Annotated in this window: 14 protein-coding genes and 2 pseudogenes; 14 read left to right on the forward strand and 2 right to left on the reverse strand. The window is 55.5% G+C overall.

All coding sequences use genetic code 11. The features are described from left to right. Nucleotides 1-208 precede the first annotated feature (208 nt). Nucleotides 209-2,932 (forward strand): TonB-dependent receptor, encoded by a 2,724-nt coding sequence (locus LC059_RS12795; RefSeq protein ID WP_226704261.1) that lies wholly within the window; start codon nt 209-211, stop codon nt 2,930-2,932. 65 nt (nt 2,933-2,997) lie between these two features. Here the strand turns inward: LC059_RS12795 and LC059_RS12800 are convergent, their stop codons facing one another. Further along, complete coding sequence (locus LC059_RS12800; RefSeq protein ID WP_226704262.1) at nt 2,998-4,590, reverse strand: tryptophan halogenase family protein; 1,593 nt, start codon at nt 4,588-4,590, stop codon at nt 2,998-3,000. A 179-nt stretch (nt 4,591-4,769) separates the two neighbouring features. On the opposite strand from LC059_RS12800, the gene LC059_RS12805 reads away from it, so the two are divergent. The 6 genes and pseudogenes from LC059_RS12805 to LC059_RS12825 all read left to right on the forward strand — a co-directional run bounded on the left by LC059_RS12805 (nt 4,770) and on the right by LC059_RS12825 (nt 13,319). Next, nucleotides 4,770-6,293, forward strand: a complete 1,524-nt coding sequence (locus LC059_RS12805) for a tryptophan halogenase family protein (protein ID WP_226704263.1) — start codon at nt 4,770-4,772, stop codon at nt 6,291-6,293. 429 nt (nt 6,294-6,722) lie between these two features. Next, on the forward strand, nt 6,723-9,707 hold the full coding sequence (locus LC059_RS12810; RefSeq protein ID WP_226704264.1) for a TonB-dependent receptor: 2,985 nt from the start codon (nt 6,723-6,725) through the stop codon (nt 9,705-9,707). A gap of 742 nt (nt 9,708-10,449) precedes the next feature. Further along, nucleotides 10,450-10,608 (forward strand): annotated as a pseudogene (locus tag LC059_RS18130) (SH3 domain-containing protein); the annotation flags it as partial. Between the two features lie 378 nt (nt 10,609-10,986). Further along, nucleotides 10,987-11,394, forward strand: a pseudogene (locus LC059_RS18135) (NlpC/P60 family protein); the annotation flags it as partial. An 11-nt stretch (nt 11,395-11,405) separates the two neighbouring features. After that, nucleotides 11,406-12,500: a dipeptide epimerase gene (locus LC059_RS12820; RefSeq protein WP_226704266.1), complete on the forward strand. Its 1,095-nt coding sequence runs from the start codon at nt 11,406-11,408 to the stop codon at nt 12,498-12,500. Between the two features lie 33 nt (nt 12,501-12,533). Next, nucleotides 12,534-13,319: a MurR/RpiR family transcriptional regulator gene (locus LC059_RS12825; protein WP_226704267.1), complete on the forward strand. Its 786-nt coding sequence runs from the start codon at nt 12,534-12,536 to the stop codon at nt 13,317-13,319. Between the two features lie 95 nt (nt 13,320-13,414). Here the strand turns inward: LC059_RS12825 and LC059_RS12830 are convergent, their stop codons facing one another. After that, entirely contained in the window at nt 13,415-14,884 is a 1,470-nt protein-coding gene (locus LC059_RS12830) for a transglutaminase-like domain-containing protein (protein ID WP_226704268.1), read from the reverse strand. 228 nt (nt 14,885-15,112) lie between these two features. On the opposite strand from LC059_RS12830, the gene LC059_RS12835 reads away from it, so the two are divergent. From LC059_RS12835 to LC059_RS12865, 7 genes are all read left to right on the forward strand, one after another. After that, nucleotides 15,113-16,735 carry a serine hydrolase gene (locus tag LC059_RS12835; protein ID WP_226704269.1) on the forward strand — a complete coding sequence of 541 codons (1,623 nt, stop codon included), beginning with the start codon at nt 15,113-15,115 and terminating at the stop codon, nt 16,733-16,735. A gap of 36 nt (nt 16,736-16,771) precedes the next feature. Beyond that, the gene (locus LC059_RS12840; protein WP_226704270.1) at nt 16,772-17,848 is read left to right on the forward strand and encodes a S66 peptidase family protein; all 1,077 of its coding nucleotides are present in this window, start codon (nt 16,772-16,774) and stop codon (nt 17,846-17,848) included. Nucleotides 17,849-18,010: 162 nt separating this feature from the next. Further along, nucleotides 18,011-19,405 carry a Na+/H+ antiporter NhaC family protein gene (locus tag LC059_RS12845; protein WP_226704271.1) on the forward strand — a complete coding sequence of 465 codons (1,395 nt, stop codon included), beginning with the start codon at nt 18,011-18,013 and terminating at the stop codon, nt 19,403-19,405. Nucleotides 19,406-19,472: 67 nt separating this feature from the next. Continuing rightward, the gene (locus tag LC059_RS12850; RefSeq protein ID WP_226704272.1) at nt 19,473-21,551 is read left to right on the forward strand and encodes an aminotransferase class I/II-fold pyridoxal phosphate-dependent enzyme; all 2,079 of its coding nucleotides are present in this window, start codon (nt 19,473-19,475) and stop codon (nt 21,549-21,551) included. Continuing rightward, nucleotides 21,548-23,428: an exo-beta-N-acetylmuramidase NamZ domain-containing protein gene (locus tag LC059_RS12855; protein ID WP_226704273.1), complete on the forward strand. Its 1,881-nt coding sequence runs from the start codon at nt 21,548-21,550 to the stop codon at nt 23,426-23,428. The genes LC059_RS12850 and LC059_RS12855 overlap by 4 nt, the downstream gene beginning before the upstream one ends. Before the next feature lie 29 nt (nt 23,429-23,457). Beyond that, nucleotides 23,458-24,660 carry an acyltransferase family protein gene (locus LC059_RS12860; RefSeq protein ID WP_226704274.1) on the forward strand — a complete coding sequence of 401 codons (1,203 nt, stop codon included), beginning with the start codon at nt 23,458-23,460 and terminating at the stop codon, nt 24,658-24,660. Nucleotides 24,661-24,783: 123 nt separating this feature from the next. Then, a complete protein-coding gene (locus LC059_RS12865; RefSeq protein ID WP_226704275.1) occupies nt 24,784-26,163 on the forward strand; it encodes an FAD-linked oxidase C-terminal domain-containing protein in 1,380 nt (459 codons plus the stop codon). Nucleotides 26,164-26,167 lie beyond the last annotated feature (4 nt).

Consider the following 26,167-nt stretch of genomic DNA (forward strand, 5'->3'; position numbering starts at 1 on the left):
GCGATTGTACAAATAAAAAATTCCATATGTGTGGTTTTTTTGGAATTTTCTAAGTAGTCTTGTGCCGTGCTCTTCGGTTAGGGAGCCGCTGGATGTGAGGTATCTGATCCCGTCCGGATTAAAAAATGACAGCGATGTCAGTTTGGTCAGGTGGGGCGAAGGGAAGCTGATAAGCATAAATCTGATAAACGAAAACACGGAAAATACTATGAAATCCAATAACTTCCGTATGAACCTGCTTGCACATGGTGTAGCGCTTGCGCTGGCCGGAGTTACTGCACCGCTGGCGTTCGCACAAGACGTCGAAAAGCAGGATAAGGAAAAAGAAAAGGCCGCATCTCTGGAAGAAATCCAAGTAGTTGGCTTCAAAGCGGCATTGGAAAAGAGCGTCGACAACAAGCGCTTTGCCACTATGGTAATGGACAGCATCAGTGCCGAAGACATTGGTAAATTTCCCGATAAGAATATCGGTGATGCCTTGATGCGTATTCCTGGCGTGGGTATCGAGCGCCGCTTTGGTGAGTCTGACGGCGTGAGTATCCGGGGCCTGGATCCGGCGCTGAGCCTGACCTACCTAAACGGGCAGACGATTTCTTCCGCGCAGTGGTTCGAAGGCTATCGCCCGACTCGAGGCTTCCGCTCCGACATGCTCGCCGCAGAGCTGGTTTCATCTCTTGAGGTGTACAAGTCACCACGTGCGGACCTGCCGGATGGCTCAGTCGGTGGCATCATCAATATTAAGACTGCACGCCCGCTCGACCTGGATGCCCATACCGTGCGCGCTTCCATGGAACACCAGTACACAGAGAATGCCGAGCGCTGGGATCCAGCATATTCCGGCCTCTATAGTTGGAAGACTGACGACGAGAAATTTGGCGTATTGATGACTGCGTCCGTTCAGGAGCGATTCACTACCTACGATGCTATGGAGAACTACTACGGTGCGGGTGTCAGCGATAAAGTTGAGCCTGGCACCGACTTCACTAATGCCACTTGGGGTGCGGGCCACGCGATCTTCCAGCAGGAGCGGGAGCGCCAGTCATACAACCTGACCGCGCAATACCGTCCGACCGAGGAGCTGGAAATCGTTGCCAACTATCTCGACTTCGAGCTTTCTGCAGACAACGTCAACTCCAACTACCTGGTAGTGCCGGGCCGTACCGATGACATTTCCAATGTCACTGCGTCCCAGCAATTCCCAGCTGGGTTGGGTGTGCTCAAGCACGATTCAATCCTCGGCAACGTTTCCGGCGAACCTGGAGACGATTACTGGTTTGGTCCGGATTCTTTCTTCCGTAACACCAATCCTAAGGCCAATGTGTTCGACATCGACACCACGTATACCACCGATAAGTTTGAGCTACACGCGCAGATCGGCAGGACTGAAGCCACTGGTAACAACATTGTCTACGGCTACTATGGCAAGATCAACGCGGCCAATATGGCTGTGGCCGGACTCACCGGTGATGAAGTGCTGACCCTCGATCTGACCGGCAATAAGCTGGGTGTCGACTTCCAGAACTTCGATCCATCCGACCCGGGTAACTATCCGCTGGAAATCCTTAATGCACCGGTTAATTATGTGAGTGATGACGAGGAGACCTACGCCCAGTTTGATCTTACATTGCCCATACAAGATGGGGGGCCTCTCACAAGTCTCAAGACCGGTATCAAGTACCAGGACCACAACAACGAGTACCACAAGTACAGCTTAAGCACCGACCCGAATGTGTTGGCGCAGGTTGGCGATACCTATGCAGACCTGCCGGTTAATACCGGGTGCGGCCTGTACGAGCGCACCGCTAAGAGTAACACTCTCACTTGCCTGCCGACTCTGGACTTGGATGGCATCCGCTCTCTGTCGGATTCTCTTACCCCTGGTAAAACTCGCGCTGGTGAGGATCTAGCGGAGTTCTATGAAATCCAGGAAAACAAGCTGGCGCTTTACGCCATGGCTGAATTCGAGATGGGCCCGCTGAGCGGTAACTATGGTGTACGCTATGTTGACTACGACTTGGAGTCCATTGCCAACCAGAAAGCCACAGTGCTGGATGACATGGGCGAAACCGTCGACGTTTGGGACTACGCTGTACCGGTTAAGAACGACTACGCCGAGTTCCTGCCCAGTCTGAACATCACCTACAATCTGAACGATGACCTGCTTCTTCGCTACGCAGCAGCGCGTGTGATGTCCTTGCCGAACTTCCAGGACCTGCGCAACACCTTTAGCTACAATAGTGCCACTCTGACTGGCTCTGCGGGTAACCCGTTCCTGGATCCCTGGCTGGCCAATCAGTATGACCTTGGTGTGGAGTGGTACTTCGCCGAAGGCGCACTGGCGAGCGCGACCTATTTCCGCAAGGATATCGATTCGTTCTTGTTCTCCGATTCCAAATCTGAGAGCTTGGAAATTATCGTAGACGAGTTGACTGGAGAAAAAGGTGTTCGCGACGTCATCGTAAGTCGTCAACGCAACGGTGGTAAAGCTAAGCTGCAGGGGGTCGAGTTGCAGATACAGTCTCAGCTAGCCTATGGCTTCGGTGTTAGCGCGAACTATACATTCACCGATGCGGAAGTAACCGACGATGCTGGTGAGGAAGGTCTGAATCTGCCGGGTAATTCGGATAACATGTGGAATGTAACCACCTACTGGGAAAACGATCGCTACAGTGCGCGCCTCATGGCGAATCACCGAGGCGAGTTTTTCAATGGTTTCCGTATTGGCGCCGCGTCCGAGACCGAGGCATTCACTTCTCTGGATGTTGCATTCTCTGCAGAAGTCACTGAAAACGTGACACTGAGCCTGCAGGGTGTCAACCTGACTGGTGAGCTGTACAGGACCAAAAACTCCTCTGATAGTTGGGATGGTATCTTCCAGCTGATCAATGACGGTGGTACTCGTTGGTTCGTAAACGCTGCGGTTAAGTTCTAAACGCTTGATTCGCATTTTGCGACGACAAAAAGAAACCGGCCATTGGCCGGTTTCTTTTTTTTTATCTAGTGAGTACTCTGAATCTGCCTCAAGAGTGCACGGTTCGTCGGTAATAAATCGGCAATTTCTCCGCGCAGTTTCGCTATACGCTGAAAGTTCTCACGCGCCTGCTCAAGGTGTGGCAATTGGCCCGCGCCCCATTGGTAGTCAGCATGATACTCCATGCCGTACAGAATAAACTCGTAGCTCTCGCGCACGAAGGGCTCCAGAGCGCTGGGCATATCAAACCGGCTTGGGGGGTAGTTTTTCCAGAATTCCAGTTGGTTTTTCAGTGTCTCTGGCAGTGTTGATTCTTCCCGATTGTCCCGCCAGAAATCGCTGTCTGTCCTGCGTGAAAGGTAATAGTGCAACTTAATGAAGTCGACAACGCGATGCCAGCGCTGTGTAAACACCTCGTTGTATTTTTTCTCAAGCGCGGCAAGCTGCCCTGTATGCTGGGGAAATAGTTCAGTGAGCATGTTGCACGACGACTCAATAAGAAAAATGGCGCTTGCTTCCAATGGCTCAAGGAACGCAGCGGATAACCCCATGCCGACGCAATTCTTGTGGAACACTTTCTCGCGGTAACCCAGGCGCAGGTCAATGTGGCGGGCCTCTAATTGATCGGCGATGCCGGAGCTGACCTGACCTGATCGTCCGGTGTTAGGTTCAAGGAGCTTGGTGCGGGCGTATTCACGCAGCGTTTGCTCTGCTTTCTCCGGCGTCGTGTGGTTTCCACTATAAACATAACCGGTGCCCCTGCGGCTCTGTAGCCCGATATCCCAAATCCAGCCCGCTGATTGCGCCGTCGATAGTGTGGGGCTGTTAATCGGTGTATCGGCGCTGGTATAGGGCACCTGCAGGGCCACGGCTTTGTTGACCAGCAAGGTGTCGGCTACGCTGCGAAATGGAATATGGTAGGTCTTTTCAAGCAGGAGACTGGTGAACCCACTACAGTCGATGAACAAGTCACCATAGATACAATCACCTTCCTTAGTCGTTATCGACTCAATAAATCCATCGTCTGTAAGTTCCGTGGAGTCAATATGGGCAAGTAGGTGGGTTACGCCAAGCTTTTCACAGGCGTGGCCCTTCAGGAAGGTGGCAAATTTCCCCGCATCGAGGTGGTAGGCGTAGTTGAGTACTGCTTCATACTGTGGCGTATTCAGTGACTTGGGGGCAAGAAACTGCTGGCAGGCCGCAGGCTGGGGTGAAATAGCTTCCGCGTAAGGGAGATCCAGTTCATCCTGCAGATGATGCCAGTAAGGGCCGGGGGGTATTGGCCACATACCCCTTGGCAGCTCGAAGGAATGAAAGTAACTGGAGTCCTGCCCGTCGGAGTCCGCTGTGTGCCAGTTGACGAATCGAGTACCCTGTTTGAAGGACGCGTCGCACGCGCGGATAAATTCAAACTCATCAATCCCCAGGTTGCGGAGGGTGTTGCGCATGGTGGGCCAGGTTCCTTCGCCGACACCAATTGTAGGCGTGTCTGGCGACTCCACCAGCGTTACAGAGTATTCCTGGTTCTCAAGGGGAGATAGGTGGCGAGCCAGACTGGCGGCGGCGAGCCATCCGGCGGTGCCGCCGCCGACAACCACCACGTTTCTTATTGATTTCATCTGAATACCCTACAGCGCTGCAAACACTGGATTGTCGCGACTGCAATTCAGTGTTGTAATGAAATTATTAAAATTATTCGAACGTTTTCGCTAACGCTATTCTGCCACTGAAGACACGGAGGGGGAACTGGCTGGCGAATTGTGGGATTTTAGGTATTGGCAGTTTTTTGGTGGCATTCGTGGATGACAAGTTTTCGGTATTGATTGTCGGGGGTGGAACTGCGGGATGGATGGCTGCGAATCTGCTTGCGCGCAAATGGCAGGACCTGCCGGTCAAAATATCCCTCGTGGAATCCCGTGAAATCGCCACCATTGGCGTGGGCGAGGGGAGCACGCCCTATCTGAAATCCCTGTTCCGCACGCTTGATATTCCCGAAAGTGAATGGATGCCAGCTTGCGATGCCACCTATAAATGTGGGATTCGCTTCCCTGGGTGGTCTGCGGTTGAAGGGTATACGTCATACTATCATCCCTTTTTCTCCCCATTGGATCGCGAGACCGGTGCGGAGTTTTTTTCGCAGGCGGACCAGCGGCGCTGCGGGAAGCCCGCTGAGGCACTGCCGGATGACTTCTTTCATGCTCCCTATCTGTCACAGGCCGGCATGGCGCCGATCCCCAGGCGACCGTTGCCTTTTGAGCTGGATTACGCCTATCACTTCGACGCCGGTCTGCTCGGCAAGTTTCTCAAAGCCAGGGCGTTGAAGGCCGGTGTCGAATATTACGAGGCGACCGTAGAGAAGGTTGGCCTGAGTGAAAGAGCGCACGGCGAAATGGTGATCGAGACTTTGAAGACCGTGAATGGGGAATGCCTCTCTGCGGACTTTTTCATCGACTGTACGGGCTTTCGCAGCGGTCTTCTGTCTGAATTGCCGAATTACGAATTTGTATCCTACGAAGAGACGCTACTCAACAATGCTGCCGTCGCTTTACAGATGCCGGGAGAGGGGCATGGCCTGTTGAAGTCAGAAACGATTTCAGAGGCATTAACCAACGGCTGGATGTGGAATATACCCCTACAGAGTCGCACAGGGTTCGGGTATGTCTATAGCGATGCATACATCAGCCCGGAAGCAGCGGAGCAGGAGCTGCGGGCCCGCACGGGTGCTCCGGATGATATTCCATGTAGGCATCTGAAGATGCGGGTAGGTCGGGTTGAGCAGCACTGGTCTGCAAACTGCCTTGGTGTGGGCCTCTCGCAGGGTTTTATTGAGCCGCTGGAGGCAACGGCACTGATGCTGGTGCAGTTCACTATTGAACAATTCGCGCAGTCGTTCGACCCCGTCAACCCCGGCGCTGGGGCCGGGAGCAAGAGCATTGCATTTAACCAGAAGATCAACGCGATGTTCGGTGGGGTATTGGACTACGTGGCCGGGCACTACCTGCTTAATACACGTAACGATACGGATTACTGGCGCGCAGCACGTGAGGGCATTGTTGTACCCGAGCGGCTACAGCAATTGCTGGCGTGTTGGGATCGCGGTGAGGATTTCCCGGGACATTTGAAATTGGCGGAGGCGGACAGAGTGTATTCACACGCGAGCTGGTACTGTCTTTTGGCCGGTATGGGTCGCTTTCCCGAAGTGAGTACCGGCAATAAGGCTGAGTCAAAAAAATTACTTTGCGATGTGCGGTCTTTTTGCGGCGGTAATGTGGCGCGCTTCGAGTCGCACCGCGATTATCTGAAGCGCCTTGCGGCGGGCTGATTATTCCAGTTGCTATCTTTTTATTCCCCAGTTGTGGCGCGCAGGTCATCTCTCAGTCTGCGCCCGATCTATTCTATTTATTCCTTCTGATCGAATTTCGCTCGACTTGCCTCTCGGAGCTGCACGTTCTTCAGTTGAGTTTTACGTCAATCGTCATGACTAAGCTGTCTATTTAACCATTTGAAGAAATTTTATTGAATTTTTTATGATTTTCCTCTCGCGCATGGAGAATTTTTTTCGCAGAATGGCCTTGGAATATCTTATTCCTCGCGTTGAGTGCTAGAGATATATTTTATCGGTTTGACCGATAGGAGCTATCGACAGAGAACCAATAACTAGGCACCACCGGCGGCGCTGATGGGGAAGCGGAAATCGTAAAGATTGTTTCCCGGCAGGGGATGAACAAAATAACTATCGAGGAGATCTCTCATGCGTACACGCAAAGCGAACGGGCTAAACCCGTTTCACAAGCAAATGCTAGCAATCGCGGTTGGGGCTGTGGTGGGGGTTTCCTCACTGACCGTGCCTGAGGCTATAGCCGCAAATAGCGACGGTTCAGTTATTGGTGTGCTCGCAGAAAGTGAAGTGAGCAGCGGTGTCAAGGTTACCATCCGCAACAAGGAGAATGGCCTGACGCGCACCGCGCAAGTCGACGCCGAAGGACGTTACCGTTTTTCGCGCCTGCCAATTGGTAATTACCAGATTACTGCTGAGGTGGACGGTGAGACTCTCGTGGTCGCCAATGATGTGCGAGTCAATATTGGCACCGCAACCGAAGTTGGCCAGCAGGGCGCGCTTGAAGAAGTTACTGTGATTGGTCAGCGCGGCAGGCTCCAGATTGATACAACCAGCTCCGAGTCTGGTGTTACCTTCAACGCGGCTGACCTCGAGGTACTTCCGGTTGGTCGAAGCCTGAACTCCGTTGCGCTGCTGGCTCCCGGAACCGTGTCTGGCACTGCTTTCGGTGGTGTTTCCTTTGGGGGGTCGTCAGTAGGAGAGAACGCCGTCTTTATTAACGGCTTGAACGTGAGTGACGTTGAGACCGGTGTGGGCGCTGGTGCCGTGCCGTTTTCTTTCCTGGAGCAGGTTCAGGTAAAAACCGGCGGTTACTCTGTGGAGTTCGGCCGCACCACCGGCGGTGTGACCAATGCGGTCGTAAAATCCGGTACCAATGAGTTCAAGTTTGGCGGCAATACCTATTTTACCCCTGACGGACTTCGTGGCTCCGGGACCGACGGGTATAACGCTCAGGGTGAACTCGTATCTAGTAATAAAAATAGCAGCAGCGATAGCTTGAGCGCCAGCATGTACGCCAGCGGCCCGATTATCAAGGATAAGCTGTTTTTCTATGCGATCTACGAACCGCGCGATAACAGCAGCGACGGCCGGTCGTTGTTCAGTGATTTAACCTGGGAGACTGCTGACGACAGTGCTTTTTGGGGTGGTAAGCTGGACTGGTTGATCAGCGACGATCACTCCGTGGAATTCATCGCATTTTCCGATGAGCGCGAGGCGGAAACCGACTACTTTGACGCTGGAGAGTACGATCAAACCACTTTCGTTGAGCGCGGTGGTCAGAATTTTTTGGCGAGCTATACCGGCCAAATTACCGATAATTTCCTCGTGAAAGCCATGTACGGTGAAAGCGAGGGGAAATATCTTACTTCGAACACTAATAGCCTCGAGTGTAACCGGGTGTACGACGATCGCTCTGGCGTGGAGGCTCATATTGGGTGTACCACAAGCTCCTATAATGATGGCCGTTTTAATAGTCGGGACGCTTTCCGCCTGGATATGGAATATACGCTGGGTGATCACCTGCTGCGGTTCGGCATGGACGATGAAGTGCGCGTAACCCGGATGAATCGATTGACCACCGGACCTAATGGTGTCTATTACACGCTTGAAGATTTTACCCCCGGTGACTCTAAGAATGGCGGTATAGTGCAAGGAGATGTACTTGTTACTGCTCGGACACGTGACACAGTTGGTGAGTTTGAAACCGATACTTCTGCATTCTATGTGGAAGATATCTGGAGCGTGACCGACGATGTGACGGCCACTATGGGTATTCGCTACGACGAGTTTGATACATCAGACTCTGGTGGCAAAAGCTTCCTTAAAGTGGACGGCATGATTTCTCCTCGCTTCGGCGTTGCATGGGATGTCAGCGGCGATGGTACTTCCAAGGCGTTTGCTAACCTCGGCAGATACTACTTCCCGCTCGCCAACGGCATGGCGGCCCGTTCGGCTGGTGGCCAGTTGGATGTCCGTACTTATCATGAGTTGGTAGATTTGGAATACAGCACGACTGCATCGGGCTATACAAATGTTACCCCTATCCTCGGGGATCAGATTGGGGAGATCTACCAGGTGGGCAGCCCGGATGCCGGAGTGGCCAACCCGGAAGCTGAGGTGGACAATGATCTCGAGTCCAGTTATCAGGATGAACTGATTCTTGGTTACGAAAAACTTTTCGCGGAAAACTGGAAAGTAGGTGTTCGAGGTATTCATCGTCGATTCCATAACGCTATCGAAGATATGAAAATCGCGGTTGATATCCCGGGATGTGGACGCTTTGGACGCTTCGGACCGGGCGACTCTAATGATTGGGTGTTTGGCAACCCCGGCCAGGAGCTGACTCTGACGCGGATGTGTGATGATGGTCAGGTGAGGCAGTTCACTGTGGACTTGGGTGAAAATCAAATGCCGGGCCTTGATGGTAACCCGCTGGGCGGCCCAGAGGTGGAACGCAAGTACAATGCGATTGAGCTGGTGATTGACCGTAAATTTGCCGACAAGTGGAGTGCCAATGGCTCCTACACCTGGTCGCGCTCCTACGGTAACTACGAGGGTGGGGTGAACTCCGATACCGGCAACGATATCCCAGGCTGGACGGAGGCGGGTGATGACGTAGCCTACCTGCTGGGTAACTATGGTCGTCTTCCTAATGATCGTACTCACTCACTCAAGCTGTGGGGCGAGTATGCGTTTACCGAAGACTTCTCTGTGTCGGCAACCTTCCGTGCATCCTCTGGTCGTCCTATCAATGCTCGCGCGCAGGGTAACCCGTTTACTAATAGTGAAAGCTATGAGTTTAACTATGTTTGCGTGGCGAACTGTATCGACGGCGACTCTAACGCGGAGCGTGAATTTGAGCGCCTGAATAAGGGGCAGTTCGGTGAGACAGATGTGGTCAGTTCTCTTGACCTTGGTGTTGCCTATCGACTGGATCTCGGCAATACCAACATGAATCTGCGTGCTGACGTATTCAATGTGCTCAATAGCCAGGCGGTAACGGATGTAGACGAAATTCTTCGCACCAGCATGGCGACTAACAGGGATGATTTCCTTTCGCCAACCTCTTTCCAGCCGCGCCGCAGTGTTCGGTTATCAGCCTCTGTTGACTTCTAAGTGAGAGAAGGTCACCAATAACTCTCCTAGATCGTATGTACTTGCCCCGGCTTTGCCGGGGCTTTTTTCTTTAAGTCTGCAATATTTTTTTGTCTGATCTCGCCTTGGATATAAAATTTGCTTCCTTTGAGTTTTGTGAATAATTTATTCGTAATCAATGTCGCTTTTGCTTTAGAATGGAAAGGGTTCAAAGAACAATAACTGATGCTGGTTTGACATGAATCTTGAATTGGGCCGAGTAGCCGAAACCAAAATCTTTCTGCGCACCTGTAGTGCGGGTGTGCTCTGCGTGCTTCTAGCGGGCTGTGCCGAGTCGGACAGCTCCCGACTTGATGCGTCTAAAGAGGCGAATGTTGGCGCCCCTCAAAATGCGTCTCTAATAGAGTTTGAGACTGATGTCCCCCAGCTGCGCGAACACATGTTGCGTCCTAACTTTTGGCAGCAAAGGTTGGTAGACGATTCGCTTCGGTTTAATACCGAAGAAATACAGTCTTTAAATACGAAAAGCTTCGACATTGACTCAAACCTCAATAACCTGGATCAACTCCCTGGCACTCTTCCCGGGCAGCAGGTAACCAAGTTGGTCGACCAGGTGAGTCGCCCCGCCTCCTCTCCACGCTACCGTGTTGACGGTTCGCTTTTTTCCGAGGAAGACTACGCGGTCCTGGATGCCAATGTGCAGCGCTCAGTAATTCCTGATCAGGTCCCGGTACGCTGGGGCTTGGTGGTGTCCCGTGGAAGTATGCGCAGCTACCCCACGGATACGCGTGTTTTGAAGAATCCCGGTGATATGGATCTGGACCGTTTCCAGGAAACCGGAGTATTCCCCGGCCAGCGCCTGGCCATTTTGCATGAGAGCGCCGACGGTGAATGGTGGTTCGCCGTGAACTACCACTACGCGGCCTGGCTGCCCAAGCGGGTGGTGGCCATGGGCGAGCGCGCTGCAATCAATCAGTGGCACCGCCAATCACCTCGTTTGACGGTTACCGGGGCCAAGGTTCGCACCAATTACAACCCGGTGGATCCGCGCACTTCCGAAGTCGTTCTCGATATGGGCACGTCGCTGCCTCTGCTGAGCGCCGCAGAGGTGGGGCACAACGTTAATGGTCAGAACCCACATGCCAGCCATATCGTGGCATTGCCGGTGCGCAATGCCGAAGGGGAGCTGGAATTCGAGCCCACGCTAATTGGCCGCGCGCAGGATGTGACGACCGGACTGCTTGAGTACCGGCCATCACTGGTGTTGCAGCAGGCATTCAAGTTCCTCGGTGAGCGTTACGGCTGGGGGCACGACTACAACGGGCGAGACTGCACCGGATTTGTCGGTGAGGTATACAAGTCATTCGGTATCCTGATGCCACGCAATTCGGGCCAGCAGGGTAAAAGCGATTTTGCGCCGACCAAGCGATTCGCACCGGAGGATCACGCGGCGCGCGCCGAGGCAATCGCTTCGCTGCAGGTTGGCGATCTTATTTACATTCCTGGTCACGTAATGATGTATATCGGCGAGGTGGATGGCGAACCCTATGTGATTCACGATGTCACAGGGCTCAGCTACTACCAGAGCGACGAATCGTTGTATCGGGGCACCTTGTCAGGCGTTTCCGTTACCCCCTTGAGTCCAATGCGGCTCAGTAAAGACAAAAGTTATATCGATGGCATCTATGCCATAAAAACCATTATCTGATTGGTGTCGCCATGAAAATCGTAGACGTAAAGCTCGGCATGCTGCGGGTTCCTCTGGTAACCCCGTTCAAGACTGCTTTGAGAACCGTAGAAGCAGTAGAGGACGTGGTGGTGATGTTGGAGACTGATACCGGCCATATCGGTTACGGCAACGCTCCGGCCACCGCGGTGATCACCGGTGATACCCACGGCTCCGTAATCGAGGCCGTGCGCACTGTATTTACGCCGCTGCTTCTGGAGCGCGACGTGGCGGATCTCAACCGCCTTACCCGCCAGATCCAGGGGGCGATGATCAACAATACCAGCGCCAAGGCGGCAGTGGAGATTGCACTGTTTGACTTGTTTGCGCAGAGCTACAAAACACCGCTGTACCGTATTCTCGGTGGGGGTGAAAACAGTCTGACGACGGATATCACCATCAGTGTTGATTACATCGAGAAAATGGTAGCTGACGCGGAGAGTGCTGTAGAGCGCGGCTTCGAGATTCTGAAGCTCAAAGTGGGTAAAGACATTGGGCTGGATATCGAGCGGATCAAAGCGGTGTACGCGGCGGTAAAAGGGCGTGCACTGCTGCGTCTGGACGCCAACCAGGGCTGGAGCCCGAAGCAGGCGGTGCTGGCCATTCGTGGCCTGGAAGAGGCTGGTGTGCTGCTGGAGTTGGTGGAGCAGCCGGTCAAAGCGAATAACCTGGAAGGCATGCGCTATATCGCCGAGCGCGTCAGGACACCGATCATGGCGGATGAAAGTGTGTTCGGCCCGCGGGAGGTGATGCAGGTTATCGACCAGCGCGCGGCAGACATCATCAACATCAAACTGATGAAGACGGGTGGTATATCCAATGCGCTGAAGATCGCCGATATCGCAGATTTGCACGATGTGGAGTGCATGGTGGGCTGTATGCTCGAAACCAGTATTGGTGTTTCTGCGGCGGCCCATATGGCGGCGGCGAAGGCGCCGGTAGTGTCCAAGCTGGACCTGGATGTGCCGTCCCTGTGTAAATTTGACCCCGTAGTCGGTGGCGCTTCCTACAAGGATGCGGATATCATTCTGAACGAAACCCCGGGCCTCGGTATCGAGAAAATCGAGGGCCTGCAATTGCTGGCGTGATCGCCAGCGAGAAGCGGAGTGGTATAGCACCCCATGACCTGTCTATTGAAAATGCGCGCGATGCGCGACCAGATGTCGGTCAACGAGCGTAAGCTCGCTGACTTTATTCTGGAAAATACCCAGTTGTTGCGGGATTACTCCTCATCGCAATTGGCTGACGCGGTGGGTGTCAGCCAGTCCAGTGTGGTGAAATTTTCGCAGAAGCTGGGCTACCGGGGTTATCCGAGCCTCAAGCTTGCTGTGTACGAGTCCTACGCAGGTGCGGGCATGGCGAGCGACGAGGAGCAGGCGCGGCACTTTGCGCGCTCTGATAGTCCTCTGAGCGCGCTTGGGCAGAAGAAGCTGGAAGTGTTGGAAAACACCGTCAGCATCAATGAGTCGGAGCAGCTCACCGCAGCGATCGATGCGATACGCTCGGCCCGTTGTATCCAGATTTCCGCCTGCCCGGGTTCGGTTTCTGTTGCCCGTTATCTCACCCATCAATTGTTGGAGCTGGGGTGCTGGGCCGTTTTCGACGAGGGTGGGCAGTTACAGCATCGCATTGCCGACTCCCTGCGCGACGAAGACCTGCTTTGTATTCTGTGTGATTTTGGTGGCGAAGAGTCCCTGGTCGATGTAGCAAACCGTGCGCGGGAGCACGGGGTGAAAGTGCTGAGTTTGACGCGCTACAACTACAATGCCGCCAGCATCCACTCGGATATTCGCCTGTACGTGGTGCCGTCAGAAGACGATGATGCGTTGCAGCGCCTGCTGTTCCGTTCTGCGCAGCTACATGTGATCGAGGGGCTGGTCAGCGGGTTGCTGGAGAGTACTCCTTAGTAGCGTCTCGCTTATGAACGCGAGTGAAAAGGGCATTAAAAAGGCCGCCGAGATTCCTCAGGCGGCCTTTTTGTTGGCTGTAAGTCTTTGCGCGATCAATTGGCGGCGTTCTGTAGCGGTGCTTTTAATGGCGCTATCGCCTGCCACTGCATTTCGTAATCCCACTGGTCGAAATACAGGTTTCCACCGCGCCATTCGACTTCGCCGCGCTGGCTGTCGACGGTTTCTGAGCGGAAGTGCTGTTTGGCGGGCTCGAACGGGCTGCTGTAATCCGTATTGAAGATCAGGCGGTAGCTGTCGAGCCCGCCGAGGTAGAACCATCGCAGCGCTTCGTCTTCACTTTCCAGCACGCCGTGGGTCACATCCATGGGCATCCAGCCGTAGGGGGCCAGGTAAAATTCTCCCCAGTCGTGCATGGTGTCAAAGCTTTCCGGCGAAAACTCCCAGCCCGACTGCCAGCGTGCGGGGATACCGTTCATGCGCATCAGGGTGACCAGCAGCAGTGTCTGCTGTCCGCAGTCGGCATGCCCCGCATGGGCGGCGTACTGGCTGATGTTTCGAATGGTGGAGTACTCGCGGGCGCCCGCCCACGGGATCTGGTCTACGTACGCGAACAGCTTCTGCGCAATGCGATAAGGATTGGTTTCGTCGCCGACAATGCGCTTGGAGAGTGCCTGCAGCTCGGGGGTGAACTGAATGTGGGGCGCGCGCTGCGCGAGATAAGGTGCCAGCGCGGCTTCGGTTACCGGCTGCACTTTATCCGCAGCAATGTCGAAATAGCGCGACAGGCTGTCAAACGCGTATTCCACGGAAAATTCAGTAGGTTTACCGGCTTGTGCTGTCTGCTCAAAATAAATGGTGCGCTGCGGTGCGGTTTTCGGGGCCAGCTGGTGTTTGGCCGGCTGGCTTTCGATCAGCTGTACGTTTTCCTGGCGCCCGGGAAGCTCATGGGGGAATGGGATCCAGGCCCGTACGGTTTCACCGGCGGGAACGGCATCGGCATCGACCGTCAGTGTATAGGTAATAGAAAGGCGCTGGCGCAGCGGACCTTGATCATTCCGGTGCGCGTCCACCACCATCTCGTGGTGCGGGTGCAGGCGATACAGTGGGGCCTTGTCGGTAAAGCGGCGATAGTCCGCAGTACGCGCGGCAGCGGCATCGGAGATATGCACCAGGTTGTAGGCGGTCTTGTTAAAGAAGCGGCGTTCACCATTGATGACTTTGGATTCCAGCAGGCCGGCCTGATCCCATTGCTCGATATCTTTATCCGTCGCGTCAGGGATATAGCGCTGTATGGATGCGAGCAAGTCTTCCGGCTTTAGGGTGAACTCCATTTGAATACGGCGCATGCGTTCGGCTTCAAATGCGAGTGTATTACTCTCCGGGCTTTCCGGTGATTTCTGCTGCATTGCGCGGATTTCCAGTTTGGCCTGTTGGTAGTTGCCTCGGTCCACTTCTGCCTGAATGGCCTGGAGTGCGCTCTCTGTAGCCAGGGCAGGGGTAGTTGCCAGGGCTTGGGCGAAAAATGCCCCGACGATCAGTGTGCGAGCCGCAAAGTGTGCCACGGAGTTCCTCCTGAGTGATTCCTGTCCACGCCAAAAGATAATTAGCGTCGGAATAAATTATTATTTACATGAAAATCCATGGTTGATAAATTATTCTGATGCGTGCGCTGCGTCAAGACCGCATATGACTGTAACAAGTACGATGCTGTCTCGCTGCGCCGAAGCCGCCCTGAGGATACCGCATTCAATTGGCGCAGCTTAAAGAGGCAACTAGGAGAATAGAATCCCATGGGTCGATCGATCGCTACCGCTACCCCGATTTCCTGTGTGCTCAGCTTCGTCCTGGGCCTGGGCGCACTGACCGGCTGCGAGCGGCAACCGCTCAGTAGTGCCGATGCCGAGACCTACGTAGAGCGTGTACTTGCAGAAGAGCAGGTGCCCGGTGCGGCGGTTGCTATCTGGCACCGCGGTGAGCCAGTGCTGATGCGCGGATTCGGGGTGACCAATGTAGAGGCGCCGAGGGCGGTCGACAGCCAGACACTGTTCAAGCTGGCATCCACCACCAAGGCGTTCACCACAGCAGCGCTCGGGGTTTTGGTGGAAGAGGGCAAGCTGGCCTGGGACGGGCGCGTGGTGGAATACCTCCCTGAGTTTCGCCTGCAAGATCCCTGGATTAGTGAGGAGTTCCGGGTCGTCGACCTGCTCACACACCGCTCCGGTCTGGGGCCGGGTGCAGGTGACCTGATGTTGTGGCCGCAGCCCAATAGCTACACCCGTACTGACGTATTGAATGGGCTCGCGCATTTGCCGATTACCCGCAGCTTTCGCGCAGACTACGCCTACGACAATCTTCTCTATATCGTTGCCGGCGAATTGATTGCCACCGTCTCCGGGCTGTCTTACGAAGAATTTATCGAGCAGCGATTGCTTGCACCTATGGGCATGCACGATTGCTATGCGGGACCGGTGCCGGTCGATGCCCGGGATAATCTGGCGGATCCACACCGCTTGGAGGAGGCGGGACTGGTCGTGGATACGCCCAATCTGGCGGGGTATGAACCAATCGTGTTGGCGGCGGCTGGCGGTATGCATTGTAGTGTGGCGGACATGCTGAGCTGGCTGCAGGTGCTGTTGCGCGGCGGCACACTGGAAAGCGGTGAGTCACTGTTCAGTACTGATACCCGTGACCGTCTGTGGCGACCTGAAACCCTGATGCCTTTTTCCAGTACGCGTGCCGAGCGCGATGGCGGTCACTTTTACGCCTATGCCCTTGGCTGGCGGATTCAGGATATGCACGGTAAGAAAGTCATCCACCATACCGGCTCCCTGTCCGGCATGTATGCCTGGGCGGCGGTCGTGCCGGAGGAAGACCTGGCGCTGGTCGTGTTGATGAATCGCAGTGCAGGTGCTGCGCGCCAGGCATTGATTTATGGGCTGCTAAAGCCCTATCTGGGAGCGCCCGAACGTGATTGGCTGGCGTATTTCCAGGATCTTTACGGGACTCCCGCCGAGGCGGTGATGCCGGAAGAGCTGGCGTCGCCAGTGGGCTTTACCGAGGTGTCTGATCAGGCGCTGATCGGGCGCTACCGCGATCCCTGGTTTGGTGAAATGGAAATATTCCTCGAGGGCGACACATTGCGCTGGGGCGCGCTCAAGTCGCCGCGTCTCACCGGAACGTTGACTGCTGCCAGCGATGGAGTCTGGGCTCTGCACTGGGATGACCGAAGCTTGAATGCGGATGCCTGGTTGATTGCTGATCGCAGCGAGAACGGCAAAGTGTTTCTCACCATGCAGGCAAAGTCGCGTGGTACCGATTTCAGTTATGATTTTCACGATCTCCGCTTTGAGAAAGTGGCGGTAGTGGAACCGGTTGTGCGTGCGAACCTCGCGACGACCTCTGACGACAAATAATAATTACTTTTTTGAATGACACCCCGGGAGCCCTCCATGCATCGTCGTACCCTGATTCAATCCCTGATGTCTGCACCGCTGCTTGGTGCTGTAGCGGCAAGTGCATCTAGCCAGCCGCTTGCAACTGCCGGATACAGCGGGCAGGGTGTTGCGGAAGAGGGCGGGCTTCTGCTGCCCAAGCGGCTAGAAAAAGGCATGACAGTAGGGTTGGTAACGCCCGCGAGCAACGCCTGGGAAGATGAAGACATCCGTTTTGCCGGTGACGTGGTGCGCTCTCTGGGGTTCAAAGTAAAGGAGGGTAAGCATCTTTATCGTCGCACGCAGTACCTGGCGGGTCCTGATGCGGCACGGGCAGAAGATTTTAACCGCATGTTTGCAGATAAAGACGTGGACGCCGTTTTTTGTCTGCGCGGTGGCTACGGCACGCCGCGCATTCTGCCGATGCTCGATTACCAGTTGATCAGAAATAATCCGAAAGTACTGCTGGGCTACAGCGACATCACTGCGTTGTTGAATGCGATCTACCATCGCAGCGGCGTCGTGACTTTTCACGGCCCCATTGCTGCACAGAACTTTACCGACTACACCCTGGCGGAATACCAGAAAGTGTTGGTGCATGGGGAGCGCCCGGTTCCGCTGGGGGCTCCACCGCCCTTTGAGACCGCGCCCGGCCGGGTGGAAAACCGCAATCGCATTACCCGTTTTGCCGGTGGCCGTGCTCGCGGCCGGTTGATCGGCGGCAACCTGTCCCTGATGGCAACGCTGGTGGGCACGCCGTTTGAGCCGGATTATCGCGGCAAAATCCTGTTCCTGGAAGATGTGAGCGAGGCACCGTATCGCGTTGACCGCATGCTGACGCAACTGTGGTTAGCGGGAAAGCTGCAGCAGGTGGCCGGAATCGTTTTTGGCAAATTTACCGATGCGGATTCCAGCGGCAACACGTTCAGTATGGAGCATGTGCTGCGTGAACGCACCGCGGATCTCGGGGTGCCGGTGGTGCGTGGACTGATGATTGGTCATGTGAAAGACCAGACCACCGTGCCTGTGGGGGCGATGGCTGAACTCGACGGCGATGCAGGTACGCTGGTGTTGCGCGACGCAGTGGTATCCTGACCGCACGGATAATATAAAGGAAGATTTTTGGCAGCTATCGGTCTCAACGATAACTGCCACCATTTCTCAATCGCCGCCAGCTGATAGCATGCAGGGAACTATCAACCGTTATCTGTAGTTAGCAGCCAAGCAACCAAAAATATAAGAATAGTATTTTCACTTATGACTGAACTCTCCTGGCTAACGCTGCTCCCCCCATTTATTGCCATCGGCCTGGCACTCCTGACGCGCCAGGTCTATCTGGCCCTGTTCGCGGGGATATGGTTAGGCTTTTTCCTGCTCAATCACGATGGCTTTTTCCCGTCATTGGCGCAGGCATTGGATGGGGTGCTGGCGGTGCTGGCAAACCCGGGCGATGCGAAGGTAGTAACCTTTACCCTGGTGATCGGGGCTTTCATTATTACACTGGAGCGCTCTGGTGCTGTGAGTGGTTTTGTGCGCTTTCTGGAGCGTAGTCGCTGGGTTACCAATGGTAAGCGCGCACAATGGATGGCGTGGCTGGTGGGTATTGTCATCTTTATCGAGTCCAATATTACGGTGCTGGTGGCGGGCACCGTTTCGCGGCCCCTGTTCGACCGGTTCCGGGTGGCGCGAGAAAAACTTGCGTACATTATTGATTCCACCTCTGCGCCGATCTGTATGTTGATCCCGCTAAATGCCTGGGGTGCATTCAATCTGGGCCTGCTGGACGGTCTTGGTGTCGATGACCCATTGAAAGTTCTGCTGGCGACGATTCCGTTGAATCTTTACGCCATAGCCGCGGTGGCGCTGACAGCTTACACGATTGCGCGTGACTATAATCCCGGCCCCATGGCCCAGGCACAGGCGCGCACCAATGGCGGCGAGCTGGATGGTATCGACATCAGTGAGAGCACCGGGGAAAAGAGCCATATCAAGCCGCGCGCGATCAATATGTTTTTGCCGGTCGCGGTACTGATTCTGGCGATGCCTGTGTGTCTCTGGATCACTGGTGATGGCAAGATTTTTGAGGGCTCTGGCTCTACTTCCGTACTCTGGGCCTCGCTGACCGCATTGACCACGATATCGGTTATGGTTTTATTGCAGCGCAGTATGTCACTGGATGAACTCAGCCACACCTGGATGGAGGGGGCCGGGCGCATGTTGCCACTGGCGATTATTCTGGTGTTGGCGCTCGCCCTCGGTGCCATCTCCAAAACCCTTGGCACCGGGCAGTATGTCGCGGGGCTGGTGGGCGACGCCATTCCAATTGGCCTGCTGCCGGTGGTGATTTTCCTGGTGTCTGCAGTGATTGCCTTTTCCGTGGGTTCCAGCTGGGGAACCTTCTCCATCATGCTGCCGATCGCCATTCCGGTTGCCAGTGCTCTTGGCGCAGATCCAACGCTGTTTGTAGCGGCGGTGCTCTCCGGCGGTATTTTTGGTGACCACAGTTCACCCATATCCGATACCACAATCGTGTCATCTCTCGCTTCGGGCACAGAGCACATAGAGCATGTGCGAACGCAAATACCCTATGCACTGCGCGCGGGGGTGGTCAGTGCATTTGGATTTATTGCACTCGGCTACCTGATGCTGTAAGCCGTTTGGCTGACCATGCGTAATCGAAAATGCAGGGGTTTAAAGGTAGGGAATTAAGGGAACCACAATGAAAAACAACCCCTGTGAGATAGTGCTGTTCACCAGTGACGCAGAGTTTGCCGCGCGCTGGATTGAGGAGCTGACACCGCTCGCCGAGCACGATACTGATGCACCAATCGCATTGGCGTTCACACACGCCAATGAAAAAGCACTGGAGCCGGCGCTCGCGCGCGGTGCGGTGCAGATTCTGGTGGTGGACGATGCGGGCTTCAGCGAAGACGGACTGGTAGCAACCCTAATGCGGGTACGCCGGCACAGGGCTGAAATCGACTGTGTATTGCTGACTGGTGCCGATGAAGCCTCAGGTGAGGGCTTCGAATGCGTTATCTCCCGTGGCGAATCCAACTACGGTGTTGTGTACCGTACTTTGCGGCGTATTCTGCTGGAGCGAATCGCCACGCCTTTTGCCGATGCGCTGCGCGAATATGTGTACGCGGCTCGGGATTCCTGGCATACACCGGGTCACTCCAGTGGCGACAGCCTCAGCACCAGCCCCTGGATTGCCGATTTCTATCGCTTTATGGGCGAGCACATCTTTAATACCGATCTCTCGGTCAGCGTGAAAATGCTGGATTCGCTGATGGACCCGATCAGTGTGATTCGCCAGGCTCAACAACTTACGGCGAAAGCCTTTGGTGCGCACCAGAGTTACTTCGTTACCAACGGCACTTCCACCTCAAATAAAATCGTGCTGCAACATCTGCTACGCAGTGGCGACCGGGTGATTGTGGACCGCAACTGCCACAAGTCGGTGCACCACGCGATGATCATGAGTGGTGCCATCCCGGTTTACCTGGAGTCTGCGGTCAACCAGCATTACGGTATTTATGGCCCGGTGCCGCAGCGGGAAATCTTTACCGCCATCGATGCCAATCCCGGTGCCCGCTTGCTGGTACTTACCTCATGCACCTATGACGGTTTGCGCTACGATTTGCGCCCCATCATCGACTACGCACACGAGGCCGGCCTGTGTGTTCTGATTGATGAAGCCTGGTATGCCCATGGCCGATTCCATCCCGAGCTGCGCCCGACGGCACTGGAATGCGGGGCTGACTTTGTAACCCAGTCCACACATAAAATACTGTCGGCCTTTTCCCAGGCGAGCATGATTCATGTGGGAGATTTTTCCTGGCAGTCGGCGCGCTCAGATGAGGCGAGTGCGGTCAGAGAGGCAAGTGAGGTATTCGACGCGGCGGGATTCCGTGAAGATATCAATATGCACACCTCCACCAGCCCCCAGTACGGCATGATTGCGAGCCTGGATGTAGCGCGTAAGCAGATGAGTATCGAGGGCTACCAGGTTCTCGATCGCACACTGGGTTTTGCCGGGGAAATTCGCCAGTTTGTCGATGAGAATACGGTGTTTCGCAGCCTGAATGCGGAGGACCTTTGTGGCCCGGAATTGGCACAAGATGGAATTCGACTCGACCCGACAAAGGTCACCATCGATGTTGGATGCGCCGGTGTGAGTGCGCCGAATGCACAGGCGAAGCTCTTTACGGACTTTGGGATCCAGGTAGAAAAGAACACCCACAATACCCTGTCATTTCTCGTCACCATTGGCACTACCGAAAGCAAGGTGCTGCGACTGAAACAAGCTCTGCGCCGGCTGTCGGACGACGCCCGTACAGCGCGCGTCCGCGCTGTTACCACTTCTCATCGTGATGAGGAACTTGTGCGCGGGCAAGACTTGCCGGACTTGAGCGCGATCGTTGCTTTGCCGCGCACGGCGTATTTTGCCCGCGGTGAAAAGCTTGTCTGGGACGGCAGGGGGCGCACTGAGTTGCTCGGTCGTGTTGCCTGCGACGAGGTTGTTCCATATCCCCCGGGTATCCCCTTGCTGGTGCCCGGGCAGGAAATCACGGCCGAGATTCTGGATGCGATCATTGCCTTCACCACTGAGCGCACAGATCTGGAAATGCATGGGCTGCGTCGCGTAGAGGGTACTCCCGCGCTGCGCGTGCTGACTGAGAGTGAGGCGGCTGGGGCGAAGGCGGAATATCAGGAATTATTCACATCGAAAAATACCGCGCCGTCGCAGGATTCTGTCGCGGCGCCCGTCGGACAATCGCGGGAGGTAGTATGAAATTTGAGTGGAAGCAGGGCGCATTGCTTGCTGTGGCAGGCATTCTGGTTATCGGCGGTGTCGCACTCACTGCATCGCAGTCACAGGATGAAGGTACCAAGCTACCAGAAATCGTTGCTGAAACCTCTTTCGAGCCGAAGTTTGTTGCTGTGGGGGATGGCAGTAGTCCCGCCAACATTAAGGTCGCCATGCGTTATGTGACGGCGGACAACCTGGTCGGTGAACCGTTGGATGGCTACCGGGATAATCTATGCCTGCTGGCTCCCGCGGCGGCCCGGGCACTTGAAAAAGTCGCTGGCCGCCTGGCGCAAGACGGTCTTGGCCTCGAGTTGTTTGACTGTTACCGCCCGCAACAGGCCGTTAATCATTTTGTTCGCTGGGCGGCCGCACCCGAAGATCACAGCACCAAAGCCGATTTCTATCCCCGTGAAGAAAAGTCCCAGATGTTCGAGCGTGGCTATATAGCCGAGCGCTCCGGACACAGCCGCGGTGCTACCGTAGATCTAACCCTCTACCGTATGGATAGTGGCGAGGCGCTGGACATGGGCACCGGGTTTGATTTTATGGATGAGCGCTCGGCGACGGAGTATCCGCTGGAAGATGCCGCCGCTCGAGCGAATCGCCTGCGCCTGCGCGAAGCGATGTCGGCAGAAGGGTTTGTCAATTATACGCAGGAGTGGTGGCACTATACCTTTAAACCGGAACCCTACCCGGAGAGCTATTTTAATGTGCCGGTGGCGAGAGCGTCTGTAAAAGACGGTGTCCCCGTCCCATCGACGCTGCGAACAGGTGCAGAGCAGCCCGAGCAGTATCTTCCCTTGCTGCGGGATCAGAATGTGGGACTGGTGGTGAACCAGACTTCCCGCGTCGGCGAGTCGCACCTGATCGACTTTTTGCGCGAGCGGCAAGTGGGCCTGCAGAAAATCTTCGCACTCGAGCACGGTGTGCGTGGCGATGTGGAAAACGGCGGCAAGGTCGACGATGGGATTGATGGCCCCAGCGGGCTGCCCATCGTTTCCCTCTACGGGGGTAATTATTCACCGAGCGCTGAAAATCTCGCGGACCTGGATTGGTTGGTGTTTGATATCCAGGACGTAGGGGTGCGCTTTTACACCTATATCAGCTCGCTGCACTATCTGATGCAGGCGTGCGCCGATCACGATGTGCCGCTAATGGTGCTGGATCGTCCAAACCCAAACGGTGATTACGTTGACGGGCCATTGCTTGAGGAAAAATTCCAGAGCTTTGTGGGTATGCACCCCATTCCCCTGGTGCACGGCATGACCGTGGGCGAGCTGGCGCAGATGATCAACGGCGAAGGATGGCTTGAAGGCAATGCGCAATGTGCGCTGACTGTCATCCCTGTGGGGGATTATCGCAAGAGCATGGCCTACAGCCTGCCGGTGCGTCCGTCCCCGAACTTGCCCAACGATCTGTCCATTCGACTGTACCCGTCGCTGGGGCTGTTTGAGGGTACGACGGTGAGCGTTGGCCGCGGAACCGAATTCCCGTTTCAGGCTCTGGGGCACCCGGCGGATAGTGCTGGTCGCTTTTCCTTTACGCCACAGCCGGTACCCGGAGCCAGTGAAAATCCGAAGCACAAGGGTACACCGCTAACTGGCGATGATTTGCGCAATGTGCGGCTCGACACGCGCTTTACACTGCAGCCTTTACTTTCCTGGTCCAGGCGTACCGGCGAGTCGCCCGAGGCCTTTTTTTCCCGCGCCAGTTTTTTCGACAAGCTCGCGGGCACGGATCGGCTGCGTAAAGCCATCATGGCCGGGACCAGTGCCGAAGAGATACGCTCCTCCTGGCAGACGGACCTGGCTACATTCCGCGAACAGCGGCAACCATACCTGCTGTACCCCGAGCATTAACGGCGAGTATTAATTGCGAGGATTGACTGATGGGAAAGCGCATGGTGCAAAGTCATATCAACGATATTCTGCAGCAGGTGCCCAGCGGTAGATTGATGTCGGTAGACCTGCTGCGTGGGTTAGCCATCGCGGCGATGGTCCTGGTGAATAATCCCGGTAGCTGGTCCTATGTCTACGCGCCCATGGCCCATGCGGAGTGGCACGGCTGGACGCCGACCGATGTTATCTTCCCGCTGTTTCTGTTTGTGGTGGGTTTATCCATGGTGCTTTCCTGCGGTCGTCACAAGCCGTTTCCAGTGGTTGGCTGGGTGCAGTGGAGCAGGGCGCTCAAGCTCTTTGCACTGGGGCTGTTTCTTGCCGTTTTTTTCTACAATTTTCGCGATGATTCCTACAACTGGGTAGCAGACCGTTTAGAGGGAATCCGCTGGATGGGAGTGCTGCAGCGCATCGCGCTGGTCTACATACTCTGCTGTTATTTGGTGCGCTGGCTCCCGGTGCGCGGGCTGGTCGTGGCGACCATTCTTTGTAGTCTGGTGCCCTGGCTACTGATGTTGTTCGTGCCCTACCAGAACGCCGCGGGAGAAACCTTTCAGGGGCAACTGGTATTTGGCAACCATTTTTCTGCGTGGCTCGATCAGTGGCTCCTCGGTGTCGATCATTTGTATTACCGCAGTGCATCGCCCTTTGCGTTTGACCCTGAAGGGGTACTGACGACTGTTTCAGCGGTTTCTACGTGTCTGCTGGGTGTGTTGGCAGGCCTTGCCTGGAAAAGCTCGGGAGAGGAGCCAAAAGCACAGCTGCGTTTGTGCCGTAACTGGGCGATTGGCGGGGGCGCAATGTTGATCGCAGGTCAGGTTCTCCATCCGCTGGTGCCGATCAACAAGGCGCTCTGGTCGCCGAGTTTTGTTCTGGTGACCGCGGGTGTATCTGCGCTGTTACTGGCCGGGCTTTACTATCTGGTTGATATTCGGGAACGCCGCCGTGCTCTCGCACCGCTGCTGGTATTTGGCGTAAACGCTATTGCCCTGTTTATGCTGGCCGGTTTGGTCGGGCGACTGCTGATTATGTTGCCAGTGGGAGACACCACATTGAAGGGGTGGTTGTTCCATACTGTGTTCCAGCCAGTCTTTGGTAGCTACGGTGGCTCGTTGGCATTTGCGGTGAGCAGCCTGGCGGTGTTTTATCTGGTTATGTGGCAGATGTACCGTCGCCGAATTATCTGGAAGGTTTGATTGGCCGTCTGAGGCCACATTTATTTCTTCACGAAGAAGGTGATTGACGTGAGTCAGGTTTCTGAATCTTCCAGTCAGGCGTTTCTTTCAGCGCTTGGCAGGGTGTTTCCAGGTGAACGCCTCATGGTCAAGCGCGAGGACACGGCGCCATTCGAATGTGATGCCTTGCCGGTCTACTGTGAAGCCCCCCTCGCGGTGGCGCTTGCCCATAGCGAGCAGGATGTGGTCGCGGCGGTCCGCCTGTGTCATGAGTTTGGCGTGCCGCTCGTATCCCGTGGCGCTGGTACCGGTCTTTCCGCTGGCGCCAAGCCCATCGCGCGTGGCTTGCTGCTGGTCACTGCCCCTATGAACAGGATCCTCGACCTGGATCCGCAGGCAATGACCGCGCGGGTGCAACCCGGTGTGATCAACCAGCAGATTTCCACTGCCGCCGCCCCCCACGGACTGTATTACGCGCCGGACCCATCTTCCCAGATTGCCTGCTCCATTGGCGGAAATGTGGCAGAAAACGCCGGCGGTGTGCACTGTCTTAAATATGGCGTCACCGTGCAAAATGTACTTTCGGTACGGCTGGTGTCGGCCACTGCCGACAATATCGGCGAGGTGCTGACTCTCGGTGGCGATTGCCTGAGCCAGCCAGGGTACGATTTGCTGGCGCTAGTGCACGGCAGTGAAGGTGGCCTGGGTGTCATTACCGAAGTGACAGTGAAACTGACGCCGGTGCCGGAACAGACACGCACGCTTATGGCGGATTTTGATTGTGTGCGCACAGCTGCAGACGCGGTATCCGCCATTGTGCGGGCAGGGGTGATTCCCGCCGCCCTGGAGATGATGGACAAGCTCGCCATCTCCGCCACCGAAGCGTTCTGCCACGCAGGCTATAACCTGGAAGCCGCAGCAATTGTGCTGATCGATCTTGACGGACACCCACTGGAGGTTCAGGCGGAGCTGGCGGTTGTCGAACAGGTGCTGAGCGAATCCGGTGCCGCGCAGGTGCGGCGTGCGGCGGATGAGCTGCAGAGGGCGCGCTGGTGGAAAGGGCGCAAGAGTGCGTTCCCGGCCATTGGCCGCCTCAGCCCGGACTACTACTGTATCGATGGGACTGTTCCCAGGCACCGGATTGGCGAGGTACTGGAAGCGACCGCGCGCTTTGCCGAAAAATATAGCCTGCGTGTTGCCAACGTGTTCCATGCCGGTGACGGTAACCTTCATCCGATCATCATGTTCGATGGCATTGAACCGGATGCCCTGGAGCGTACCGAGAAACTCGCGGCGGATATCCTTGAATATTGTATCGCCGTGGGTGGCACCATCACCGGCGAGCACGGTGTCGGGCTTGAAAAAATCAACCAGATGGCGGTGCAGTTCAGTGATGCCGAACTGGAACAGTTTCGAGCCATCAAGCGCAACCTGGACCCCTTCGAATTGTTAAACCCCGATAAACAGATTCCCACCCTCGCACGCTGCCAGGAATATCGGGCGCTCAGGCAGAGCGGTGGCTGAAGTG

The sequence above is a fragment of the Microbulbifer elongatus genome, from assembly GCF_020524885.1.
Classification (GTDB): Bacteria; Pseudomonadota; Gammaproteobacteria; order Pseudomonadales; family Cellvibrionaceae; genus Microbulbifer; species Microbulbifer elongatus_A.